Origin of the sequence: Nonomuraea sp. NPDC049624 (assembly GCF_040675255.1) — a bacterium.
Taxonomy (GTDB): Bacteria; Actinomycetota; Actinomycetes; order Streptosporangiales; family Streptosporangiaceae; genus Nonomuraea.
Genome location: NZ_JBFAOR010000006.1, coordinates 516,480 through 534,272, shown reverse-complemented (window position 1 = coordinate 534,272; position 17,793 = coordinate 516,480). Strand labels below are relative to the sequence as shown.

Annotated in this window: 19 protein-coding genes; 12 read left to right on the top strand and 7 right to left on the bottom strand. The window is 73.2% G+C overall.

Annotation, left to right across the window (positions count from 1 at the left end):
* Positions 1-10: 10 nt before the first annotated feature.
* The 3 genes from AB0J76_RS27175 to AB0J76_RS27165 are packed head-to-tail and all read right to left on the bottom strand — an operon-like array spanning position 11 to position 2,804.
* Positions 11-814, bottom strand: coding sequence for an ABC transporter ATP-binding protein (locus AB0J76_RS27175; protein ID WP_352323682.1), 804 nt, complete (start codon positions 812-814; stop codon positions 11-13).
* Positions 814-1,821 (bottom strand): iron chelate uptake ABC transporter family permease subunit, encoded by a 1,008-nt coding sequence (locus AB0J76_RS27170; RefSeq protein WP_352323681.1) that lies wholly within the window; start codon positions 1,819-1,821, stop codon positions 814-816. The genes AB0J76_RS27175 and AB0J76_RS27170 overlap by 1 nt, the downstream gene beginning before the upstream one ends.
* Positions 1,818-2,804: an iron chelate uptake ABC transporter family permease subunit gene (locus tag AB0J76_RS27165; RefSeq protein ID WP_364390775.1), complete on the bottom strand. Its 987-nt coding sequence runs from the start codon at positions 2,802-2,804 to the stop codon at positions 1,818-1,820. The genes AB0J76_RS27170 and AB0J76_RS27165 overlap by 4 nt, the downstream gene beginning before the upstream one ends.
* Before the next feature lie 250 nt (positions 2,805-3,054).
* On the opposite strand from AB0J76_RS27165, the gene AB0J76_RS27160 reads away from it, so the two are divergent.
* A complete protein-coding gene (locus AB0J76_RS27160; RefSeq protein ID WP_352323678.1) occupies positions 3,055-4,095 on the top strand; it encodes an ABC transporter substrate-binding protein in 1,041 nt (346 codons plus the stop codon).
* On the opposite strand, the gene AB0J76_RS27155 is transcribed toward AB0J76_RS27160, so the two are convergent.
* Positions 4,089-6,506 carry a helicase-associated domain-containing protein gene (locus AB0J76_RS27155; RefSeq protein WP_352323677.1) on the bottom strand — a complete coding sequence of 806 codons (2,418 nt, stop codon included), beginning with the start codon at positions 6,504-6,506 and terminating at the stop codon, positions 4,089-4,091. The genes AB0J76_RS27160 and AB0J76_RS27155 overlap by 7 nt on opposite strands.
* A gap of 77 nt (positions 6,507-6,583) precedes the next feature.
* On the bottom strand, positions 6,584-7,078 hold the full coding sequence (locus AB0J76_RS27150; protein ID WP_352323676.1) for an ATP-binding protein: 495 nt from the start codon (positions 7,076-7,078) through the stop codon (positions 6,584-6,586).
* 232 nt (positions 7,079-7,310) lie between these two features.
* On the opposite strand from AB0J76_RS27150, the gene AB0J76_RS27145 reads away from it, so the two are divergent.
* The 5 genes from AB0J76_RS27145 to AB0J76_RS27125 all read left to right on the top strand — a co-directional run bounded on the left by AB0J76_RS27145 (position 7,311) and on the right by AB0J76_RS27125 (position 10,329).
* Positions 7,311-8,132: a helix-turn-helix transcriptional regulator gene (locus AB0J76_RS27145; RefSeq protein WP_352323686.1), complete on the top strand. Its 822-nt coding sequence runs from the start codon at positions 7,311-7,313 to the stop codon at positions 8,130-8,132.
* Positions 8,133-8,369 (top strand): DUF397 domain-containing protein, encoded by a 237-nt coding sequence (locus AB0J76_RS27140; protein WP_352323675.1) that lies wholly within the window; start codon positions 8,133-8,135, stop codon positions 8,367-8,369.
* Positions 8,370-8,469: 100 nt separating this feature from the next.
* On the top strand, positions 8,470-8,709 hold the full coding sequence (locus tag AB0J76_RS27135) for a hypothetical protein (protein ID WP_352323674.1): 240 nt from the start codon (positions 8,470-8,472) through the stop codon (positions 8,707-8,709).
* Positions 8,710-8,752: 43 nt separating this feature from the next.
* Positions 8,753-9,496, top strand: a complete 744-nt coding sequence (locus AB0J76_RS27130; protein ID WP_352323673.1) for a hypothetical protein — start codon at positions 8,753-8,755, stop codon at positions 9,494-9,496.
* A 35-nt stretch (positions 9,497-9,531) separates the two neighbouring features.
* On the top strand, positions 9,532-10,329 hold the full coding sequence (locus AB0J76_RS27125; RefSeq protein WP_352323672.1) for a maleylpyruvate isomerase family mycothiol-dependent enzyme: 798 nt from the start codon (positions 9,532-9,534) through the stop codon (positions 10,327-10,329).
* Between the two features lie 10 nt (positions 10,330-10,339).
* Here AB0J76_RS27125 and AB0J76_RS27120 read toward each other — a convergent pair whose 3' ends face one another.
* The gene (locus tag AB0J76_RS27120) at positions 10,340-10,924 is read right to left on the bottom strand and encodes a histidine phosphatase family protein (protein ID WP_352323671.1); all 585 of its coding nucleotides are present in this window, start codon (positions 10,922-10,924) and stop codon (positions 10,340-10,342) included.
* Positions 10,917-11,843 carry a TIGR03621 family F420-dependent LLM class oxidoreductase gene (locus AB0J76_RS27115; RefSeq protein ID WP_352323670.1) on the bottom strand — a complete coding sequence of 309 codons (927 nt, stop codon included), beginning with the start codon at positions 11,841-11,843 and terminating at the stop codon, positions 10,917-10,919. Before AB0J76_RS27115 ends, AB0J76_RS27120 begins: the two co-directional genes overlap by 8 nt.
* A 59-nt stretch (positions 11,844-11,902) precedes the next feature.
* Between AB0J76_RS27115 and AB0J76_RS27110 the strand changes: the two genes are divergently transcribed.
* From AB0J76_RS27110 to AB0J76_RS27085, 6 genes are all read left to right on the top strand, one after another.
* Positions 11,903-12,670 carry a phytanoyl-CoA dioxygenase family protein gene (locus AB0J76_RS27110; protein WP_352323669.1) on the top strand — a complete coding sequence of 256 codons (768 nt, stop codon included), beginning with the start codon at positions 11,903-11,905 and terminating at the stop codon, positions 12,668-12,670.
* Complete coding sequence (locus tag AB0J76_RS27105; RefSeq protein WP_352323668.1) at positions 12,655-13,611, top strand: phosphotriesterase-related protein; 957 nt, start codon at positions 12,655-12,657, stop codon at positions 13,609-13,611. The genes AB0J76_RS27110 and AB0J76_RS27105 overlap by 16 nt, the downstream gene beginning before the upstream one ends.
* The gene (locus AB0J76_RS27100; RefSeq protein ID WP_364390766.1) at positions 13,608-14,825 is read left to right on the top strand and encodes a cytochrome P450; all 1,218 of its coding nucleotides are present in this window, start codon (positions 13,608-13,610) and stop codon (positions 14,823-14,825) included. The genes AB0J76_RS27105 and AB0J76_RS27100 overlap by 4 nt, the downstream gene beginning before the upstream one ends.
* The gene (locus tag AB0J76_RS27095) at positions 14,822-15,658 is read left to right on the top strand and encodes an SDR family oxidoreductase (RefSeq protein WP_352323666.1); all 837 of its coding nucleotides are present in this window, start codon (positions 14,822-14,824) and stop codon (positions 15,656-15,658) included. Before AB0J76_RS27100 ends, AB0J76_RS27095 begins: the two co-directional genes overlap by 4 nt.
* A 72-nt stretch (positions 15,659-15,730) precedes the next feature.
* Entirely contained in the window at positions 15,731-16,588 is an 858-nt protein-coding gene (locus AB0J76_RS27090; RefSeq protein ID WP_364390763.1) for a Gfo/Idh/MocA family oxidoreductase, read from the top strand.
* Between the two features lie 237 nt (positions 16,589-16,825).
* The gene (locus tag AB0J76_RS27085) at positions 16,826-17,791 is read left to right on the top strand and encodes an ABC transporter substrate-binding protein (protein ID WP_352323664.1); all 966 of its coding nucleotides are present in this window, start codon (positions 16,826-16,828) and stop codon (positions 17,789-17,791) included.
* Positions 17,792-17,793: the final 2 nt, after the last annotated feature.

The window sequence follows — 17,793 nt, the reverse complement described above, 5'->3', positions numbered from 1 at the left end:
AGTTGTTGGCTCAGGCTGGAGCGGTCACCCGCCGCCGTGCCTCCGGCACGATCATCGGCGTGCCCGACTGCGGGTCCTGGATGATCTCGCACCGCAGGTCGAACACCCGGTGGACCAGCTCGGGCGTGACGATCTCGGCCGGCACGCCCTCGGCCACGACCTCGCCGGCCCGCATGACGATCAGGTGGGTGGCGTACCGGCACGCCTGGTTGAGGTCGTGCAGCACGGCGACCATGGTCCGGCCGGCCTCGTGCAGGTCGGCGCAGAGGTCGAGCACCTCGATCTGGTGGGAGATGTCCAGGAACGTGGTGGGCTCGTCCAGCAGCAGGATCGGCGTCTCCTGGGCCAGGGCCATGGCCAGCCACACCCGCTGCCGCTGCCCGCCGGACAGCTCGTCCACGATCCGGTCGGCCAGCCCGGCGACGTCGGTCGCGCGCATGGCCTCGGCCACGGCCGCCTCGTCGGCCCTCGACCACTGGCGCATGAGCCGCTGGTGCGGGTAGCGGCCGCGGGCCACCAGGTCGGCCACACTGATCCCGTCGGGCACGATCGAGCTCTGCGGCAGCAGGCCCAGCCGCCGCGCCACCTCCTTCGACGGCAGCGCGGTGATCAGGCTGCCGTCCAGGTGCACGGCGCCCTTCCTGGGCCTGAGCATCCTGGCCAGCGCGCGCAGCAGCGTGGACTTGCCGCACGCGTTCGGGCCGATGATCACGGTGAAGGACTCGTCCGGGATCGCCACGCTGAGCTCGGTGGCCACGACCCGCTGGTCGTAGGCGAGGGTGAGGCTGGTGCCCGACAGTCGGTGGTCGGCCATCAGTGACGGTCCTTTCGCAGAAGCAGGGCGAGGTACGTGCCGCCGACGGCGGCGGTGACCACCCCGACGGGCAGCTGGGTCGGCGCGAGCAACCGCTGGGCGACCAGGTCGGAGGCGGTGAGCAGCACCGCGCCCATGAGCGCCGAGGCGCCCAGCGTGACGCCGGGGGAGCGGGTCAGCCGGCGGGCGATCTGCGGCGCGGCCAGCGCGACGAAGACGACGGGCCCGGCCGCGGCGGTGGCCACGCCGGTCAGCAGCACCCCGGCCGTGACGGCGGCGGCCCGTACGGTCTCGACCTTGACGCCCATGGCCCTGGCCGCGTCGTCGCCCATCTCGATCATCCGCATCGGCCGCGCCACCAGCGCGCACACCGGCAGCAGGACGGCCAGCGCCACCGCGACCGGGATCGCGTGGTCCCACCCGCGCCCGGCGAGGCTGCCGGTCAGCCACGCGCCCGCGGTGGCCGCGTCGTTGATGTTGGCCCTGGTCAGCAGGTAGTTGTTGACCGCCAGCAGCAGCGTGTTGGCGCCGATGCCGACCAGCACCAGCCGGTAGCCCTGCACGCCGCGCCGGAAGGCCAGCGCGTAGACCAGGACGGCGGTGACCACGCAGCCGGCCAGCGCGCCGCCCGCGATCGTCATGGCCGAGCCGCCCGCGACGACGGCCAGGATGCCGCCCGTCGAGGCGCCGGCGGTGAAGCCGATGAAGTCGGGGCTGCCCAGCGGGTTCTTGGTCAGGCTCTGGAAGATCGCGCCGCCCGCCCCGAACGCCGCCCCCACCAGCAGCCCGGTGACCACGCGCGGGGCCCGCAACCTGCTCACGATCAGCTCGGCGACCGGCGTGCCCTGGCCGAACAGGGCGTCCAGGACGTCGGGCACGGAGACGGTGAACTCGCCGGTGGCGATCGCCGCCACGCCCACCCCGCAGCCGACCGCCACGAGGGCGGCGCAGACGAGCAGGGACCGGGGCGCGAGCCGTACGGACCAGGGGCCGAGACGTACGGTCACAGCGCCGCCACCCGCCTGCGCCGGGCCAGCAGGATGAAGATCGGCGCGCCGATCACCGCCCACACGATGCCCACCTGCACCTCTCCCGGCCGCGCGATCAGCCGCCCGACGACGTCGGCGCCCAGCAGCAGCACCGGCGCGGCCAGCGCCGAGTACGGCAGCACCCACCGCTGGTCGCCGCCCACCAGCGCGCGCACGGCGTGCGGCACGACCAGCCCGACGAACCACAGCGGCCCGGCGGCGGCGGTCGCGGCCCCGCACAGCAGCGTGACGGCCACGCCGGTGAGCACGCGCGTCCTGCCGACCGCGACGCCCAGCGAGCGCCCGGCGTCGTCGCCGAGCGAGAGCATGTTGAGCGGCCTGGCCAGCGTCAGCCCGAGCGCCAGCCCCGCCGCCATGAACGGCGCCAGCCGCGCCAGCGTGTCAGCGTTCTGCCCGGCCAGCGAGCCGGTCAGCCAGAACCGCATCCGGTCGAAGGTCTGCGCGTCCATGCGCAGGATCGCCGAGGCGACGGCCGTGAACACCATGCCGAGCGCGACGCCGGCCAGCGCCAGGCGTACCGGGCCGGCGCCGGAGCGGCCCGCCGCGGCCAGCGCGTAGACGACGACGGAGGCCACCGCGGCGCCGCCGAAGGCGAACCAGACGTACACGGCGGGGTCGGAGAGGCCGAACAGGCCGAGCGCGAGCGTGACGCCGAGCGCGGCGCCCTCGTTGATGCCGAGCAGCCCGGGGTCGGCCAGCGGGTTGCGGGTCAGGCTCTGGATGAGCGCCCCCGCCAGGCCCAGCGTCGCGCCGACGCCGATGCCGAGCAGCGTGCGCGGGATGCGCAGCTCGCGGATGACGACGTGGTCGCTGGAGCCGTCCGGGGCGAGCAGCGCGTCGATCACCGTCGAGAGCGGCACCGACCGCGCCCCGAGCGCCACGCTCGCCATCGCCACCAGCGCCAGCACCCCCGCGGTCACGACCAGCCCGCTCACCAGCACGGACGCGGACCGCCGCGGCCGCGGCCCCTCCCCGGTGGCCGGCGCGGGACCGGATCGGTGGGGTTGCGGCTCTTCCCCGGTGCCCGGCGCGGGACCGGATCGGTGTTCCGCGGTGGCCGCCGGACGCCCGCCGGCGGGCTCAGCCGTGTCCTCAGCCGGGCGCACCCGACCCCCTCTCGTAGCGGTCAAACTTAGGCAAGGCTAATCTAATGTCTCCGTAAGAAGGCAAGCCTAACCTTAGGAGATGGACATGTCGGGACCGGTACTCGCGCGCAGAGGCTTCCTGGCCGCCACGGCAGGGCTCGCGGCGGCCCTGACACTGTCGGCCTGCGGCGGCGGCACCCGGGCGGCCGGCGACGGCGGCGCCACCGCCTCCGCCGCGCCCGCCGCCTCCGCCGCGCCCGCCGCCTCCGCCGCGCGCGGCTGGACGTTCACCGACGACCGCGACAAGAAGCTGGACCTGCCCGAGCGCCCGTCCCGGGTGGTGGCCCAGGTGGGCGCCGCCGCCGCGCTGTGGGACTTCGGCGTGCGCCCGGTCGCCGTCTTCGGCCCGCACAAGCTCGCCGACGGATCCAGGGACCCGCAGGTCGGCAACGTCGACATCGCCAAGGTCGAGGGCCTGGGCAACGTCTGGGACGAGTTCAACGTCGAGAAGTACATCTCCCTCCAGCCCGACCTCCTGGTCAGCAGCATGTACGTCAAGGGCGACCTGTGGTACGTGCCGGCGAAGTCGAAGGAGACCATCGAGCAGGTCGCCCCCACCGCCGGCGTCATGCTCACCGGCCGCAGCGCCACCCAGGTGATCGGCAGGTACGAGGAGCTGGCCCGGTCACTCGGCGCCGACCTCCGGGGCGTGCCCGAGGCCAAGGCCCGCATGGAGGCCGCGACCAGGGAACTGGCCGCCTTCAAGGACCTCAAGATCCTCATGATGTCCGGCGGCGCCGACGCCATGTGGGTCGTCAACCCGCCCGAGTACCCCGACATCGTGCATCTCACCGAGAACGGTCTGAACATCGTCAAGCCCGCGAAGGTGGACGACGGCGGCTTCTTCCAGACCCTGAGCTGGGAGAACGCCGACACCTACGACGCCGACGTGATCCTCTACGACACCCGCACCCAGTCGCTCAAGCCCGAGGAGATGCTGAAGAAGCCCACCTTCGCCAAGCTCCCGGCGGTCAAGGCGGGCCAGTTCTACCCCTGGCGCGCCGAGGCCCCCTTCAGCTACCAGGGCTACGCCGCGTTCCTGGAGGAGCTGGTGTCGAACCTGAAGAAGGCCAAGAAGCTTCAGTAGGCCCCGCGCACCTCGACGATCTCGGCGAGCGGGAACTCCAGGTAGTCGCCCGCCTCCTCGCACCAGGCGTCGAGCGCCCCGCCGCGCAGCTCGCCGTGGCTGATCGTGGCGGTCAGGCCGTCGGCCAGCGTGATGCCGGCGCGCACCCCACGGTCGACGACGAAGCCGAGCAACGACTGCTGGGCGGTCGGCAGCCTGGTGGCCATCCTGCCGATGACCGCCCAGGTGCGGCCGTGCTTGCCGGAGTCGTCCCGGCCGGCCTCGACCAGGCGGCGGGCGTGCTCGTGCGGGTCGGGGGCCGGCTCGGCGATCACGTACGGCGGGTGCGGCTCCGAGCCGGGCGTGAACTCCGACAGCTCGGCCACCTGTCCGCCGGGCAGCAGGATCAGCTTGCCGTTGTGCGGCTCCTCGGCCCTGGCCCGGTGGATGGTGATCTCGCCGGTGTCGGAGACGGGCACGGGGGAGTAGCCGTTCTCGCGCAGGGCGGCCAGCGTGCGCTCGGCCGGGGCCGCGCTGATCAGCACCGTGGGGGCCAGCAGCCGCAGGCCCAGCCGGGCCAGCCGCCGGTGCCCGGCGATCTCGGCGAGCAGCGCGGTGTCACCGGCCTGCACGACGCAGCCGACCGTGGAGACCGTCACCTCGCCGTGCCGGCGCGCGGTGTCGCGCACCAGGTACTCCAGGGGCTGCGGGATCGTGCCGACCGTGGCCAGTTCGTCGAGCAGCTCGTCGGCGTCGTAGCCGTGGTCGAGCGCGCCGCGCACGCTCTCGGTGGTGAAACGCCACACCGAGGCCGCGCCGCGCGACTCGCGCTCGGCCACCCGGTCGAGCAGCGCCGCCAGCTCGGCCGACGGCGGCCCGGTCACCACCGCGGTGAGGTCGGGCCCGAACAGCGCGCTCCTGCGCACGCTGGCCAGCGCCCTGATGGACGCCTCGGCCAGCACCGGATCGTGCTCGACCTGCGGGACGGCGTCGTCGTTCTCGTCGCCGGGGTCGGCGGTCAGCCCGGCCAGGGCGCGCCCGAGGTCGGTGAGCGCGCCGTTGGCCAGCAGGCCGAGCAGCGTGGCCTCCTCCAGCACGGCCGGCGCGCACTCGGCCAGCAGCGCCTGGTCGAGCAGCGGGGCGTGCCAGTGGACGTTGCGCACGAGGCTGTCGCGGTCGGCGAAGGCGGTGCCGGCCGGCAGATGGGCCAGCGCGGCCAGCACGGCCCTGCGCACCCTGGCCACCGCGCTGCCCGACGGGTCGTCGCCGAGCACGGTGGCGTACTTGCCGTCGACCTTGCGCAGGGACGAACGCTCCATCCGCCACCACGCCGACAGCAGCACCCGCAGCCGGGCCGAGCCCTCGTCCAGCCGCCAGCGGTCGAAGCGCTCGGTGGGGATCATGCCGCCCGACTGCTCGTCCCAGGCCAGCAGCCTGGCCACCGCGCAGACCTCCAGCAGCAGGCGGGTCTCGTCCTCGTCGCAGCCGGTCTCCTTGGCGACCCTGCGGACCTCGCGCACGCCCACGCCGCCGGTCTTGAGCAGCGGCAGCGGGGTCTTGGAGGTGTTGTCGAGCAGGGCCGCGCAGCGCTCGACCACGTGCGGCGCGGCCAGCGTCATCAGGTGGTCGACCTCCTCGGGGTCGACCGGGATCGAGGCCACCTCGGGCGCCTCGGGCTGGAACGGCGGATGGTAGCCGGGGCCGCGCAGGCACAGCGCCACCTCGCGGGGGATCTCGGCGACGTGCCAGCTCGGGCGGAACAGCAGGCCGTGGTCGGCGCACCACTTCTCCGGCGTGCCGGGGGTGACGAACCGGCCGCCGTCGACGTCGCGGGCGGGGCCGTCCCAGGCGAGGCGGCCGAGCAGCGCGAGCGTGCCGTCGGGGGCGGTGGCCGTCAGCCGGTCGAGGCGGCCGGGGTCGGACAGCAGCTCGATGACGCGGGCGATCGTGCGCCGCTTGTTGCCGTGGGCGGGCAGGCCGAGCACGCGGGCCAGGGCGCGCAGGGCGTCGTTGCTGATCGTCCAGGAGTTGAGGTAGTGCTCCAGCGGCTCGCCCAGGCCGAGCGGCGCCGCCCACCAGCGGGCCACGCCCTCGGCCAGATGGATCACGCCTTCGTCGTCGGGCCAGGCCAGCGCGTGGTCGTACAGATGGTCGAGCCAGGGCTCCACCGTCTCACCCGGGACGCCGAGGAAGGCGGCCAGCCCCTCCGGCGTCGGCCGGGTCATGGTCAGGCCCGCCTCGGCCAGTTGCAGGGCGGGCAGCGGCAGCCCGCGCATGGCCTCCATGACGGCGAAGCCGTTGCCCAGGCGCTGGGCCAGCGTGTCGAGTCTGCGGGGCCAGGGCGGCGCGATGGCGTCGGGCCTGTTGGCCAGGATGCGGGCAAGCCGGTTTTCGTCTAGTGTGCGCAGCCAGCCGAGCAGGTGATCTTCCATCTGTCAGCACTCTCATGGGGTCGCGTGGGACTCACCGTGAGCCATGACCATCCACGGTAGTGCAGAGCACCCCTCCGTCAGGAGAGGACTGCCCAGACGATCTTGCCGTGGGGCGCGAGTGCCGACCACCCCCAGCGGAGGCTGAGTGATTCGACGATGTGGAGACCCAGGCCGCCGGTGTCAAGGGGGCCAGGGTATCGCAGCACGGGCACCGAGGTGCCGGGATCGGTGAACGCGCTGGTGACGAGCGAGCCGCGGCGCACCAGGGACATGTGGACCGGGCGCTGGCAGTGGGGCTCGTCGAGGCGCAGGCCGTGGCGCAGGGCGTTGGTGGCGAGCTCGGAGACCACCAGTTCCATGTTCTCGGCCAGCTCGCCGAGCCCCCAGCCGGACAGGGTCCCCGTGGTGAAGCTGCGAGCGGAGTGGACCGAGGAGGCGGTGGGCGGGAGCACGTACGTGGCGCTCGCGGACGGGCCGGTCACCAGGAGATCGCGAGCCGCCTCCGGCCACCAGCCGACGGGCGGCCACCAGTCGAACGTGGTCCACTGGCCGGGCGCCGTGGTGGATTGCACGTGATCATTCTGCGGCAATCTCTCGTGCAGGTGCAAGAGCGAATGCACGTGCAGACAACTCGTGCAAGCGCTACGGTTCTCCTCAAGTGGTCAATATGGGGGAAAGGGGATCTTGTCCGCGGCCCATGATCTTTCGGCCGCCAAGTGACAGACTGTGTCTTCAAGGAAACGACACAAGGAGCAGCACGTGTCCATTGATCCGCCCGGCTCCGGCTCGACCGTTCGGCGCATCATGCTGGGTGCGAGCCTCAGGCGCCTGCGCGAGGCCTCCGGTCTCGACCGCGGCCAGGCCGGGTTCCACATCCGGGCGTCCGAGTCCAAGATCAGCCGGATGGAGCTCGGGCGTGTCGGGTTCAAGACACGTGACGTGGAGGACCTGCTCACCCTGTACGGCGTCGTCGACGATGCCGAACGCCGTGCCCTGCTGGAGATGGTCCGCGAGGCCAACACCCCCGGGTGGTGGCACAAGTACTCCGCCGAGCTGCCCTCGTGGTTCACGACGTACGTGGGCCTGGAGGAGGCCGCGAGCGTGATCCGTACCTATGAGGTGCAGTTCGTGCCCGGCCTGCTGCAGACGGCCTCGTACGCGCGATCGGTCTTCCAGCTCGGCAACCCCGACGCGAGTCCGGACAAGATCGAGCGCCGCGTGCACATGCGCATGCAGCGCCAGGAGCGCTTCACCCAGAAGGACGGCCCCAAGCTGTGGGCCGTCATCGACGAGGCGGCGCTCAAGCGGACCATCGGCGGGCGAGAGGTCATGTCCGAGCAGCTCCAGCATCTGCTGGAAGTCGCCGCCCTGCCCAACATCACCCTCCAGGTGATGCCCTTCAGGTTCGGCAAACACGCCGCCGAGGGGGGCGCGTTCAGCATCTTGCGGTTTCCCGAGTCCGATTTGTCGGACGTTGTCTACGTCGAGCAGCTCTGGGGTGCCCTGTACCTGGACAAACGTGAGGACATCGACCCGTACCTCACCGCTATGGAGCAACTGTGCGTGGAAAGCACCACGCCAGGGGGCACCGTCGAGCTCATCGGCGGTCTTCTCAGAAAGATGTAGATGAACCACACCTACAACGGCATGCCCGCGGCCGACCTCACCCAGGTCGCCTGGCGCAAGAGCCGCTACAGCAACTCGCAGGGCAACTGCGTGGAGCTCGCGGAGCTTCCCGACGGAGGGATCGCGGTCCGCAACTCGCGCTTCCCCGACGGTCCTGCTCTCATCTATACCCGTGACGAGATCCGGGCCCTGGTGCTCGGCGCGAAGGACGGGGAGTTCGACGGCCTTCTCGTGTAACAGCCTGTTCACCTCCGGCGCGCTCCCTTAACGGGGGCGCGCCGGAGGCGTAACCGGCGGGGAATTTCCGCAGGTCAGGATGTCGTACATGCTCGACCGGATGAATCTGTACCCGATCGCCGACGACGTGCTGCTCGCGCCGGGCGGCAAGGTCGTGGTCCGCACGTACGGCGTGGCGCCCGCGGGCGCCGCCATCTCCTACCGCACCTGGGTGACCGGCCTGCGCGACCAGCCGCGCTACTGGCACTGGGGCCACTTCGAGGACGCCGCCTCCGGGCACCGCCGGGTGCTGGAGTGGCTGACCGGCAGGGGGCCGCGGCCTTCCCAGGCGCTGACCTGATCGCTATCCTCATGCCAAGCAAATGCTTGGTAGAGGAGGCGTGGTGCGGCGCGCGATCCACCTGCTCGAAGAGGGCGACTTCCGGCCGATGAACTCCAGGCGGCCGCTGGAGTACCTGACCTGGCTGACCCGCTACAAACGCGAGGACGAGAGCCGCGCCGAGCCCGCCCTGACCACCGGCATGTCCATCAGGTCGCGCGACATCGACCTCGTCGGCGCCTTCTACGCCGTGGGCATCACCGGCCACCCGCAGTTCAAGGCCGTCACGCTGTGGGACTGTCACGGCGGGTGGGACGGCGGCTGGCGTCAGATGATGGACATCTACCAGGGCGTGGACCAGCGCCTGTTCCTGTCGGACATCGACGACCTGCGCTTCTCCGCCTTCTCCAGGCCGCTCGGCGCCGCGCCGGGCTGCCCGCCGCTCGCCGCGGCCCCCGCCGCCGAGTTCTACCTCTTCGAGAGCGCCCGCGTCCGCCCCGGGGCCGCGCTGGACTATCTGGAGGCCGTCCGCACCGAGCGCGCCCCGCTGCTGGCCGAGCACGGCCACACCCTGACCGGCCTGTACGAGGTGCTGTTCTGCGACACCGAGGCCGTCACCATGTGGGCCGTCTCGCTGGACGACCACCTGGCCACCCAGCGGGCCCGCGACGCCGCGCTCGGGCTCGACGACGAGGTCGCGCCCGACTCCCGGCTGCTCGACTGGGGCAGGCGGGCCCGCGGCTACCTCGAAGGCCCCTGGCGCGAGACCCTGCTCGCGCCGTTTCCCGGCAGCCGTCTGGCGCGGTGACCGCGGCCGGGTTAGCGTCGGCTGCGGAGGCAGCCATGACGGACCCGTACCTCTACGGCGGCCCGCCGCCGGGGCTGCGCACGGCCGTGTTGTCGGGGGCCCGCCGCCGGCGCGCGCCCGCCGCCGGTGGCGTGGCGTCCGTGACCGTGCCGTACGCCGAGCAGGTGGCGCTCATGGACGACCTGCTCGCCGAGCTGAGCCCGGCCCAGTGGGACACGCCGATCGCCCGGCACGGCACGGTCCGCGACCTGGTCGGGCACCTGACCGCCAACGACGCCACCGTGGCCGCCTTCATGGGGCTGCCCGGCGCGGGCGCGGCCCCGGAGCACCGGCGCTGGCGGGAGCAGGCCGGGGCGTTGCTGGACCGGCTCTCCAGGGCCGGCGAGGTGCTGCTGGGGGTGGAGGTGGCGCTGGCGGGGGTGCGCCCGGCCCGCGCGCCGCTGCGCCAGGCCCTGATCCAGCGCACGTTCGAGACCTGGACGCACGCCGACGACATCAGGGCCGCGACCGGCCGCCCGCCCGCGCCGCCGCGTGCCGGGCACGTGCGCCTGATCGCCGGGTTCGGCCTGGCGCTGCTGCCCCGGGCGCTGCGCGGGCCGCGCCCCGACGTCTCGGTCACCGTCGTGCTGACCGGGCCCGGTGGCGGCACGTGGACGGTCCCGCTCTCGCGCACCCCGGGCGCGGGCGCCGGGGTGATCTCGGCCGGCGCGGTGGACTTCTGCCGGCTGGTGGCCGGCCGGTGGCCCCCGGACACCTTCCCGCACGCGTCGGAGGGCGACCGGCAGCTCACGCGCGATCTGATCCGCGCCGCCGCCACCCTGGGCTGCGACTGACGAGCCCCCCTCAGGCGACCGGTGAGTTCCAGCTCAGCAGCACCGGTTCGGCGTGCTCGAAGCCGAGCCGGGAGTAGGTGCCGGTGTCGAGCCGCAGCAGCCGGCCGTCCGCCGGGTCGAGGCCGAGCCAGCGGGCGGCCAGCACGCGCAGGAAATGGCCGTGGGCCACCAGCACGACCCGCCCCTCGGCCCCGCGGGCCCGCTCGATCACCCGGTCGGCGCGCGCGGCCACCTCGGCGGCGCTCTCGCCGGGATGCTCGGCGTCGCCGGGGATCACGCCGTCACGCCACAGGTACCAGCCGGGCCGGGTCTTCCTGATGTCCGGCGTGGTGATGCCCTCGTAGCCGCCGTAGTCCCACTCCCACAGGTCGGGGTCGACCTCGTAGTCCGTCAAACCGGCCAGCTCCGCCGTACGGCGGGCCCGCTGCGCGGGGGAGACCAGCGCCAGCCCGAACGCGGACGCCTTGACCAGCGGCGCCAGCGCCCTGGCCTGGTCCTCCCCCTCGGGCGTCAAGGGCAGGTCGGTACGGCCGGTGTGCCGGCCTGCCGTGCTCCATTCGGTGGCTCCGTGCCTCAGCAACAACATCTCATCCATGAGGTCCATCATCCGGCAGAGCCGCCAGCTCCTCGACGACCGGGGTGAAGGCGGCCAGGTCGCGCTCGTGGTGCAGCACGAAGTAGGAGACGCCGTGCGCGTCGCGCCAGTGGCGCAGCTGGTCCGCGATGTCGCGGCGGGTGCCGAGCAGCACCTGCGGCGTGTCGCCGAGCCGGGAGCTGTCGGCGGCGCTCCACGACTCCTCCGGCTTGCGCTCGCCCACCTGCATCACGCTGGTGCCGATCTCCAGCAGGTGGTGGCGGGGGCTGCGCCGCAGCAGCGCCAGCTTGGCGAGGAACGCCTCCGGCCCGGCGTCGCGCGGGTCGGGGCCGGTGCCGTCCGGTTTGACGCGGGTGCCGAGGTTGACGATGTCGGCGTGCTCGGCGGCCAGGGCCAGCATGCGGGGGCCGCCGCCGCCCAGCAGGATCGGCGGGCGCGGGCGCTGCACCGGCCGGGGCTCCTGCTCCAGCCCGGCCAGGCGGTAGTGCGCGCCCTCGTAGGTCAGCGGGCCGCCGTCCCACAGGCCCTTGATCACTTCCAGGGCCTCGCGCAGCCGGTCGAGGCGCACGCCGGGCGGGTCGAGCCGCAGCCCGGCCCCTCCGTAGTCGTCGGCCATCCAGCCGGTGCCGAGGCCCAGCTCCAGGCGTCCGCCGGAGAGCAGGTCCAGGGTGGCGGCCTCCTTGGCCAGCACGGCCGGGTGCCGGAAGTCGTTGGCGAACACCAGCGTGCCGACGCGCAGCCGGGTGGTGGCGCAGGCCGCCGCCGTCAGCGCCGCGAGGGGCGCGAAGCGCGGGCCGACCAGGTGGTCGGGCACCAGCAGCACGTCGAAGCCGGACGCCTCCAGCCGCCTGGCCCGCTCGGCCCACTCCTTGCCGGACCGCGCCCCGCGCAGCACCGCACCGAACCTGAACCCTCGCACGGCATCCTCCTCGACCCGAATCTTACCAAGCGCTTGCTTGGAGTGGCACACTGGTGGCCATGGAGATCCCGGTACGCCAGGCGACCGACGACGAGGTGGCGTTCTTCGGCGAGCACGGCTGGGTCCGCCTGGACCGGCTGGTCGCCCCGGACACGGTCGGCGAGCTGCGCGAACGGGCCCGCGAGCGCCTGCGGTCGCGCGGCCGGGCCGCGGACACGCCGGTCGACCGGGCCTTCGGCCAGTCCCGCGACGTCGCCGCCGAGGACGAGCTGTTCGGCGCGCTGAGCACCAGCCCGGCCATGGGCCGCAACGCCGTCCGGCTGCTGGGCGGGGTGCGGGCCGTGCGCGTGCAGGTCACCAACCTGCTGGTCAAGGAGCCGGGCGAGCACGGCGCCACCGAGTTCCACCAGGACTTCCCGTGGATGCCCATGGACCGCTCGGCCATGCTGACGGTGTGGCTGGCGCTGGCCGACGTGCCCGCCGACATGGGGGCGCTGCGCTTCTACAGCGGCTCCCACCGCTACGGCCTGCTCGGGCGCAGCTTCACCCGCGCCGGGGACGACCAGCTCAGCCAGCATCCCTGGCTCGCGCAGCTGGAGCTGTCGCCGCCGCTCGACCTGCGGGCCGGGGACGCCACCGTGCACCACGCGCTCACCGTGCACGGCGCGCCCGCCAACCGCCGCGACGCCGCCCGCCTGTCGTTCACCGTCACCTACTTCGACGCCGACGCCCTCTACACCGGGCTGCCGTACCGGCAGACCGACGGGCTCGGCCTGGAGGTCAACCGGCCCTTCGAGCACGAGAGGTTCCCGTGCCTGAGACCGTGAGGGGGCCGGTCGCCGACCTCGGGGCGACGCTGATGCACGAGCACGTGTTCGGGCTCAGCCCGGAGATCCTGTGGAACTGGCCGGACGTCCCCGAGGGCTGGGACCTGGAGCGGCGGGCGCGGGAGGCGGCGGCCAAGCTCGACGCGCTCAAGGCCGAGGGGATCGACACGATCGTCGACCTGACCGTCGTCGGGCTCGGCCGGTACGTCCCGGCCGTCCAGCGGGTGGCCGAGCTGACGTCGGTGAACATCGTGGCCGCCACCGGGCTCTACACCTACGACGCGCTGCCGCCGTACTTCGGCAACCGGGGGCCGGGGTCGCTGTTCGGCGGCCCGGACCGGCTGGCCGAGTTCTTCGTCCGCGACCTCACCGAGGGGATCGGGCGGACCGGGGTGAAGGCGGCCATGCTGAAATGCGCCTCCGACCACCTCGGCATGACCAAGGGGTGCGAGCGGGTGTTCCGGGCCGTGGCCGAGGCCCATCTGGCCACCGGCGCGCCGATCACCACGCACTCGCACAGCGCCTCCAGGGGCGGGCTGGAGCAGCAGCGGCTGCTCGGCTCGCTCGGCGTGGACCTGGAACGGGTGGTGATCGGGCACGCGGGCGACTCGACGGACCTGGCGTACCTGGAGGAGCTGGTGGCCGGCGGCTCCTACCTGGGCATGGACCGGTTCGGCATCGAGACGATCAGCTCGTTCGAGGACCGGGTGGCGGTGGTGGCGGCGATGTGCGAACGCGGCCACGCCGGAAAAATGGTTCTAGGTCATGATTCGTACTGTTTCAATGACCGGTTCGATCCCGACGTCGTACGGCGTCGCCACCCGAACTACCACCTCCTGCACATCTCCCGCGACGTCGTGCCCGAACTGCGCAGCCGCGGCGTCACCGGCGACCAGCTCCACCAGATGCTCGTCGACAACCCCAGGAGGATCCTGCGATGACCTCTGCGACGACCCCCGCCTCGGCGCAGGACTTCGACGTCGCCGCCGACTGGCACGTCGCCGCGCCGTACGACTTCCTGCGCCGCCTGCGCTCCGGGCGGCCGGTGTTCCGCAGCGAGCACCTGGACGCGTACGTGCTGACCCGCCACGCCGACGTGCGCGCCGCGTACGGCGACCCGGCCCGCTTCTCCTCCGAGGGGTCGCTGACGATCTCCCGCAGCCTCACCCCGCAGACCCGCGCCAGGCTGGGCGAGCACGGCTCGTTCCTGTCCAGCTTCGTGGCCAACGTGGACCCGCCCGACCACACCCGCCTGCGCCGCTCGGTCTCCCGGGCCTTCACGCCGCGGGCCGTCGCCGCCATGGAGGAGCGCTTCCGGCGGCTGAACGAGGACGTCCTCGACCGGGTCGCGCCGAGGGGCCGGGCCGACTTCGTCGCCGAGATCGGGCACGAGCCGTCGGTCAAGCTGACCGCCCGCTTCATCGGCGTGCCCGCGGCCGACGAGGCGTTCGTGCAGGCGCACGTCAAGGACTGGTTCCTGCTGTTCCTGTCGCCGCAGCCGCCGGCCCGCCAGCTCGAGCTGGCCGACAGCTTCCTGGCCTACCTCGACTACGTCGACCGCCTGGTGGCCGCCCGCGCCAAGGAGCCGCGGGACGACTTCACGTCCCTGATGACCTCGCTGATCGGCGACGAGCTGAGCCATCGGGAGGTCGTCGAGCTGATCTCCACGATCCTGCTCGGGGGCAACGACACCGTCCCCAACCAGCTCGGCAACAGCGTGCTGCGGCTGCTGCGCGAGGACGCCTGGCCGGTGCCGCCCGCCCTGATCCCCGGGGCGGTCGAGGAGTGCATGCGGATCGACGGCGCCTCGCTGGGCTCCTTCCGGCACGCCGTCCAGGACGTCGTGCTGCACGGCGTGACGATCCCGGCGGGCTCGCTCGTCCTGCTGTCCACCGACTCGGCCGGGCACGACGAGACCGTCTTCCCCGACCCGGAGCGGTTCGTGATCGACCGTCCCAACGCCGCCGACCACCTGGTCTTCGGGTACGGCATCCACTTCTGCGTCGGGGCGGCGCTCGGCCGCCTGCAGCTGCGCACCGCGCTCGACGTCCTCGGGCGCCGCCTGCCCGGCCTGCGGCTCGCCCCTGACGCGCCCGTCGCCTACCGCAGGTCGCTGGTCGGGCGCGGGCTGAGCGCGCTGGAGGTGGAGTGGTGACCGCGGATCCCCCCGGCGCGGGGCCCGGCGGGCGGTCCGAGGGGCGGTTCGGCGGGCGGGTGGCGCTGGTGACGGGGGCGGGGTCCGGCATCGGCGCGGCGTGCGCGGCCCGGCTGGCCGCCGAGGGCGCCCGGGTGGGCGTGCTCGACCTGCGCGCCGCCCCCGCCCGGGCCACCGCCGCCGCCGTACGCGCCCGGGGCGGCGCCGCCATGGCGCTGACCTGCGACGTGTCGGACGAGAAGCAGGTGGAGGAGTCGGTGGCCGCGCTGGTGGCCGCCTTCGGCCGGGTGGACGTGCTGCACTCCAACGCCGCCTGCCTCGACCGCGACGTCTACGGCCGCGACCGCGACCTGACCGCCATGGACGCCGCCGTCTGGGACCGCACGATGGAGGTCAACCTGCGGGGCGCGATGCTGCTGGTCAAGCACGTCGTCCCGGTGATGCGCGACGGCGGCGCGATCGTCCTGACGTCCTCGGTGTCGGGCCTGACCGGCGACGTGGACCATGCCGCGTACGGCACCTCGAAGGCGGCCCTGGTCGGCTTCACCCGTTACGTCGCCACCATGTACGGCGCCCGCGGCATCCGCTGCAACGCCGTCGCCCCCGCCCTGGTCATGACCGCCGCCGCCGAGCGCGCCCTCACCCCGGAGCAGCTCGCCGACAAGGCCGCCGAACGCCTCCTGCCCTGGCCCTGCGCCCCCGAGGACGTGGCCGACCTGGTCGGCTTCCTGGCCTCGGCCGAGTCCCGCTGCATCACCGGCCAGACCATCGCCCTCGACGGCGGCACCCTCGTCCACCGCCCGGAACACGCCATCCACCGCTCCCGCGCCTGACCGGAGGGGCCGATGGACGGGAGACCGGACGGGGGATCTAAGGTCTGGAGAAAAGCGGACTTAGGGGGACGGATGGAGCCGGTCGCGGTCGGGTTGATCGGGGCAGGGCCCTGGGCTGAGATGGCGCACGCGCCGATGCTGGCCAAAGGCCCCCACACCCGGCTGGCCGGCGTCTGGGCCCGCCGCCCCGAGCAGGCCGCCAGGCTCGGCGCCCCCGTGTACGAGCGGGTCGAGGAGCTGTTCGACGCCTGCGAGGCCGTGGCGTTCTGCGTGCCGCCCGGCGTGCAGGCCGAGCTGGCCGTCCGCGCCGCCCACGCGGGCAAGGCGCTGCTGCTGGAGAAGCCGCTCGCCGACTCCGTCGAGGGGGCCATGCGGGTGGCCGAGGCCGTGGCGGAGACGGGCGTGCCCTCGCAGATGATGCTCACCATGCGCTACGCCACCCCGACCCGCACGTTCCTGGCCCGCTGCGCCGAGATCCAGCCGTTCGGCGGGCACGCCGCCAACATCTCCGGCGCGCTGCTCGGCGGCAACCCGTTCGCCACCCCGTGGAGGCTGGAGCGCGGCGCCCTGCTGGACGTCGGCCCGCACGTGATCGACCTGCTCGACGCCGCGCTCGGCCCGGTCGTCGGCGTGCGCGCGCACGGCAACCCGCTGGGCTGGACCGGCCTGCTGCTGGAGCACGAGGGCGGCGCGGTCAGCGAGGCGTCCCTGTGCATGGCGGCCGTCGGCGACCTGCCGCCCTCGACCTTCGAGGTGTACGGCAGGACCGGCAACGCCGTCCTGCTGCCCGGCGACGAGGACCCCTTCGAGGTTGTGGCCGAGGAGTTCGCCCAGACCGTCCGGCGCGGCGGCGGCCACCCGCTGGACGCGGCGCACGGCCTGCGCCTCCAGGAGATCATCGCCGTCGCGGAGGCGCAGCTCGCCGCCTGACCCGGGGCCTTCGCGCGTCTGCCCCCGAGACCCCTTGACGTCGAGGACGTCTGGGGCATTGATAACGTTTGTCCGACGCGCAGTGCTGCAGCGAAGTCCGGTGCGATTCCGGCGCTGTCCCGCAACTGTCATAGCCAGGTCGCCTGCCTCTGCGCCGACGTCATCAACCCTCGTGGAAAAGGGTGATCCGTCGCTCATCGCGGGTCTCTCGGTTCCGACAGTGTGAAAGGACTACTCGTGAGGCCCGTACGCACGGCCTTCGCGGGCGCGCTGCTGGGAACGCTCGTCCTGGCCGGATGTGGCCAGACCGGCGCCAACGTCGCCCCCTCGAACTCCCCCGACAGCCCCCCTCCCACCACCGCGGCTGCGGGCGCCGGGGACTTCCCGGTCACCGTCGAGGCGGGCAACGGCAAGGTCACCCTCGCCAAGAAGCCCGAACGTATCGTCTCGCTCTCGGCCACCCACACCGAGACGCTGTTCGCGGTCGGCGCCGGCCCCCAGGTCGTCGCGGTGGACGACCAGTCGAACTACCCGCCGGAGGCGCCCAAGAGCGACCTGTCCGGCTTCAAGCCGAACGTCGAGGCGATCATCGCCAAGAAGCCCGACCTGGTCATCCTCTCCAACGACCAGGACAAGATCGTCGCCGAGCTGGCCAAGGTGAACGTGCCCGTCCTGCTCGAACCGGCCGCGACCGGGCTGGAGGAGGCGTACGAGGAGATCACTGAGATCGGCGCGGCCACCGGCAACAAGGTTAAGGCCGACGAGGTCGTCTCCGGCATGAAGGCGGCCATGGCCAAGCTGGCCGCCGACGCCCCCAAGGACAAGAAGCTCACCTACTACCACGAGCTGGACCAGACGCCGTACGCGGCCACGTCCAAGACGTTCATCGGCCAGGTCTACGCCATGTTCGGGCTGACCAACATCGCCGACCAGGCCCCGGACGCGGCGGGCGGCTACCCCAAGCTGTCGGCCGAGTTCGTCGCCCAGGCCGACCCCGCGCTGATCTTCCTGGCCGACGTCAAGTGCTGCCAGCAGAGCAAGGAGACGCTGGTCAAGCGGCCCGGCTGGAAGAACCTGTCGGCCGTCAAGAACGACCAGGTGATCCAGCTCGACGACGACCTCGCCTCCCGCTGGGGCCCGCGCGTCGTGGACCTGGCCCAGGCGATCGGCGCGGCCGTGGCCAAGGCCGGCGGCGCGGGCTGAGC

Coding starts and splice junctions, on each gene's coding strand:
- AB0J76_RS27140 (WP_352323675.1), top strand. CDS start 8,133: ATGAACCACACCTACAACGGCATGCCCGCGGCCGACCTCACCCAGGTC.
- AB0J76_RS27120 (WP_352323671.1), bottom strand. CDS start 10,924: ATGGATGAGATGTTGTTGCTGAGGCACGGAGCCACCGAATGGAGCACG.
- AB0J76_RS27135 (WP_352323674.1), top strand. CDS start 8,470: ATGAATCTGTACCCGATCGCCGACGACGTGCTGCTCGCGCCGGGCGGC.
- AB0J76_RS27125 (WP_352323672.1), top strand. CDS start 9,532: ATGACGGACCCGTACCTCTACGGCGGCCCGCCGCCGGGGCTGCGCACG.
- AB0J76_RS27110 (WP_352323669.1), top strand. CDS start 11,903: ATGGAGATCCCGGTACGCCAGGCGACCGACGACGAGGTGGCGTTCTTC.
- AB0J76_RS27155 (WP_352323677.1), bottom strand. CDS start 6,506: ATGGAAGATCACCTGCTCGGCTGGCTGCGCACACTAGACGAAAACCGG.
- AB0J76_RS27100 (WP_364390766.1), top strand. CDS start 13,608: ATGACCTCTGCGACGACCCCCGCCTCGGCGCAGGACTTCGACGTCGCC.
- AB0J76_RS27145 (WP_352323686.1), top strand. CDS start 7,311: ATGCTGGGTGCGAGCCTCAGGCGCCTGCGCGAGGCCTCCGGTCTCGAC.
- AB0J76_RS27090 (WP_364390763.1), top strand. CDS start 15,731: ATGGAGCCGGTCGCGGTCGGGTTGATCGGGGCAGGGCCCTGGGCTGAG.
- AB0J76_RS27175 (WP_352323682.1), bottom strand. CDS start 814: ATGGCCGACCACCGACTGTCGGGCACCAGCCTCACCCTCGCCTACGAC.
- AB0J76_RS27160 (WP_352323678.1), top strand. CDS start 3,055: ATGTCGGGACCGGTACTCGCGCGCAGAGGCTTCCTGGCCGCCACGGCA.